At 42.3% G+C, this 4,391-nt stretch carries 4 protein-coding genes; all 4 read right to left on the reverse strand.

The window, feature by feature from the left end; genetic code table 11:
* A partial coding sequence (locus BN1127_RS21270; RefSeq protein ID WP_197069628.1) for a diacylglycerol kinase occupies positions 1–187 on the reverse strand: 187 nt, incomplete at its 3' end.
* A 118-nt stretch (positions 188–305) separates the two neighbouring features.
* Entirely contained in the window at positions 306–1,931 is a 1,626-nt protein-coding gene (locus BN1127_RS07890) for an MCR-3-related phosphoethanolamine--lipid A transferase (protein WP_042649073.1), read from the reverse strand.
* Between the two features lie 66 nt (positions 1,932–1,997).
* Positions 1,998–3,620 carry a phosphoethanolamine--lipid A transferase MCR-3.6 gene (locus tag BN1127_RS07895; RefSeq protein ID WP_042649074.1) on the reverse strand — a complete coding sequence of 541 codons (1,623 nt, stop codon included), beginning with the start codon at positions 3,618–3,620 and terminating at the stop codon, positions 1,998–2,000.
* A 205-nt stretch (positions 3,621–3,825) separates the two neighbouring features.
* The gene (locus BN1127_RS07900) at positions 3,826–4,260 is read right to left on the reverse strand and encodes an EamA family transporter (RefSeq protein ID WP_033113892.1); all 435 of its coding nucleotides are present in this window, start codon (positions 4,258–4,260) and stop codon (positions 3,826–3,828) included.
* Between the last annotated feature and the right edge of the window lie 131 nt (positions 4,261–4,391).

Genomic DNA, 4,391 nt, shown 5'->3' on the forward strand with positions numbered 1-4,391 from the left:
ATCTGGGTGAACAGTTACTTTGATTTAAACTATCTCCGACAAAAAACGCTAGAGGCATCAACAGCACAATGAGTAGCAGTTCCTGACGAAAAGCCGCTTCATGTCTCCAAGCTGAAGAAAGTCCCTTCATACTATAATTGGTGGCATGAATGATTCGGGTAATTCCAGTTGCACCAGGCTTTGCCATTTTAGCTTCCTCTTTCTGCTTTGCCCGTTAAAAAATTTCAACCATGAAATACACGGACAATAGTAACAAACCTATTATTTAACAGATAATTGGGGGCCTGAGCCCCCAACAATGTAATTTATTGAACAGTACGACATTGACTGAAAATATCTAGCCCCTTTTCGTAAACTGATGTTTTGACGTCCCAGATACCCAATACGGATGAGAAAATATTATCGTGTGAGTAACGAGTATCAGCAGCTTTCTGCTGCAAACACGCCATATCAACGCCTTTCTCTTTGGTAAATCCAGGTGACATCCACACCTGCATAGGTACGCGGGTCTGATCATCCGGTGCAAACTTGTACGGTGTACCGTGCAGGTAAAGCCCCATAGCTCCCAGCGATTCACCGTGATCGGAGACGTAGAGCAATGCGGTGTTGTACTTATCTTCGTAGGTTTTCAACTTGGCAATCATCTCTGCAATCACGAAATCGGTGTAGCGGATGGTGTTGTCATAGGTGTTGGTGAGCTCTTCATCTGTGCAGTTTTCAATATCACTGCGTGGACAGTCAGGGGTGAACTGACGATGAGCATCAGGGTAGCGTTTGTAGTAGGTTGGGCCATGGCTACCTATCAGGTGGAAGCCAACCAGCTTATCCCCTTTCATTTGAGCAATTTCACTATCTAGGTCTTGAAGGACAACCTCGTCATAGCATGTGTTTTTATCGCAGAATTTAGGGTGATCCTTCGGTTTGATCTCGATGTTAGGAACTCGGTCGCAGACGCCTTTGCAGCCGCCATCGTTCTCCTTCCAAAAGATGGAGATCCCCGTTTTTTGCAACACATCTAGCAGGCCCTCGCTATTGCGAGCGCGATTATCATCAAACTCCTTTCTACCCATATTGGAGAACATGCAGGGAACGGATACAGCGGTTGCAGTCCCGCAGGAGCGGACATCGTTAAAGGAGATCACACCACCAGACTTACTTGTGAATGGGTTGGTATCTTTCTCATAGCCATTCATTGAAAAGTTCTTACCACGAGCAGTCTCACCAACAACCAGGAACATCAAGGTTGGTTTGTCCTTTTTCGTAACCCGTGTGGCATCATCACCTAAAGTAACAAAAGGGATGGGCTCTGCCATATAGCGTCTATAAAGGTACTTACTGGTGCTATACATGAAGTTAGCTGGAACGATTTCACGATTTAGAGTCTGATTATTACGACCAATTGATGCGTAATCTTGGTAGTACAAGGCAGCAATTATCCCAACTATTACCAAAGAGAAAAACATAGATAACAATCGCTGGGCGATACCTTTGTACCAGGTAGATGCATACTCAATTTTCACAAAAAATATCAATGCTGCGGGTAACAAACCGGTCAAAAGAACCCAGATTATTATTGGAGCGTTAACGTATGCAAAAGCTTCACTTTGGTTTGTTTCAAATATATTCTGGATCATATCACCATCAAACAACACACGATATTTCATCATGGTGTAACTGGCGATAGAACCTGTAACAAACAGGAATGCAAAGAACGGCTTCATCAGAAAGCGGATCGAGAATGGCATGAAGACGAAGTTTAATGCGGCAACAAGTAGGAATGGGATTGAAACTACAAACCCTATTTTAAAGTGCTCGATGTTAGACAATATGTCATAGAAATGGAGCAGAACGGGCCAGTTCAGCAAAAATGCGAAGACCAAAGCCAATAGCAGTACAAATGGAACAACTTTTATTCTGACAGCTGAAAACATAATAATTACCTGTTAAACGTCTATTTCTATAAAAACCACTTCATTAAAATATCAACGATTCGCAACTCAATTATTCCGACATTGCTTAAAGATATCTAATTCTTGTTCGTAGATAGCCGTCTTCACATCCCATATTCCCAGGACAGAAGAAAATATGTTGTCATGAGAATAGCGATTGGCTGCGGCATTTTTCTGCAAACATTCCATATTCATGCCTTTTTCTTTGATGAAACCAGGTGACATCCACACCTGCATAGGTACGCGGGTCTGATCATCCGGTGCAAATTTGTATGGTGTACCGTGCAGGTAAAGCCCCATAGCTCCCAGTGATTCACCGTGATCGGAGACGTAGAGCAACGCGGTGTTGTACTTATCTTCGTAGGTTTTCAACTTGGCAATCATCTCTGCAATCACGAAATCCGTGTAGCGGATGGTGTTGTCATAGGTGTTGGTGAGCTCTTCATCTGTGCAGTTTTCAATATCACTGCGTGGACAGTCAGGAGTGAACTGACGATGAGCATCAGGGTAGCGTTTGTAGTAGGTTGGGCCATGGCTACCTATCAGGTGGAAGCCAACCAGCTTATCCCCTTTCATTTGAGCAATTTCACTGTCGAGGTCTTGAAGGACAACCTCGTCATAGCATGTGTTTTTATCGCAGAACTTTGGGTAATCCTTCGGTTTGATCTCGATGTTAGGAACTCGGTCGCAGACGCCTTTGCAGCCGCCATCGTTCTCCTTCCAAAAAATGGAGACCCCCGTTTTCTGCAACACATCTAACAAACCCTCGCTATTACGAGCGAGATTATCATCAAACTCCTTTCTCCCCATATTGGAGAACATGCAGGGGACAGATACAGCGGTTGCAGTCCCACACGAACGAACATCATTAAAGGAGATCACGCCACCAGATTTACTGGTAAATGGATTGGTGTCTTTCTCATAGCCATTCATCGAGAAATTTTTACCGCGAGCGGTTTCACCAACGACCAGAAACATCAACGTGGGCTTACTTTGATTAGTATCCCGTTTTGCATCATCACCTAAAGTTGTAAATGGGATTGGTTCAGCAAGATAACGATTGTAAACATATTTAACGGTACTATTAACGAAATTGGCTGGAACAATTTCACGCTGGAGGTTTGAATTGTTACGCCCAACTGAAACATAATCTTGATAGTATAGTGCAGCAATAACCGCAATCACTATAAGTGATGCAAACATCGATAGGGCACGAGTTAGAATCCCTTTGAACCATTTTTCCTCATATTCAATATCAACAAAGAAAAGTAAAATGGCAGGGATAAAACCAGCAATAGTAACCCATCCTATAATTGGTAAGTTTAAATATGCTAACGCCTCATTTTGATTGGTTTCAAAAATATTCTGAATCATGTTTTGATCAAACAATACTCTATACTTCATCATTGTGTAACTAACGATTGCACTAAGTGCGATCAGAAGTGCAAAAAAAGGCTTTACTAAATACCGTATCGAAAATGGAACAAATACAAAGTTAAGCGCTGCAACAAGCAATATTGGTAATGAAATGGCGAAACCAAACTTAAAATATTCTAATTTGTAAAGGATTTCGTAAAAATGGAGAACTCCACGCCAGTTCAGCATAAATGCAAAATACAGTGCCAAAAAAAATATGAGCGGCACAATTTTTATTTTTATAAGGGAAGGCATACTTACTCCATTAATTGCCCAACAGTCACTTTCTAACGATACATCTTGTCTGTATGTTGAAAATGAATGGTAACAAAGCTGTACGTGAGCTTAATCGGCATTTTGTCATTTACTGATAAAAATGTGATCTTAATCACAAATGTCTTATCCGAAATGATACACAGCTAAAATTAAGGAAGTCTTAAGATGCGCTTCGTTCAGCTTTCTATCGCTTGAAAGCCAATAGCAAGACACCGCCAGCGATCATGCCAATGCCCAGCCATTCTCTGACCGATGGCCGTTCACCAAGGAAAGTGAAAGCAAAAATAGCAACCAGGACAAGGCTGAGCTTGTCTACTGGGGCAACCTTAAAAGCCTCACCAATCTTGAGTGCTCGAAAGTAACAGACCCAAGAAGCGCCTGTTGCTAAACCTGACAGAGTAAGAAAAATCCAAGTCTTTGGTGTTAGACCAAAAGGATTGGCCCACTTCCCTGTGTAAGCAATAAATGCTGATAAAACAACGATGATCACTCCTGTGCGGATCAAAGTTGCAAGGTCAGAATCAACCCCTTCTACCCCTACCTTCGCAAAAATTGCAGTCAGAGCAGCAAAAATTGCAGACAAGAAAGCCCAGTAGAACCACCCAGTTTGTGAGTCCATTTGACACTCCAAAATTCGCTACGCATCAATGTTAAATTTTTTCACATGGCGCCATCCAGCTTAAGTGTTCCTTAATAAATCCCTGACACTCTTTCATAGACGGCGATTCGTCTAAGGAAGGTGCGAACAAG

The sequence above is a fragment of the Aeromonas media genome, from assembly GCF_000819985.1.
In the GTDB taxonomy this organism is placed as follows: Bacteria; Pseudomonadota; Gammaproteobacteria; order Enterobacterales; family Aeromonadaceae; genus Aeromonas; species Aeromonas media.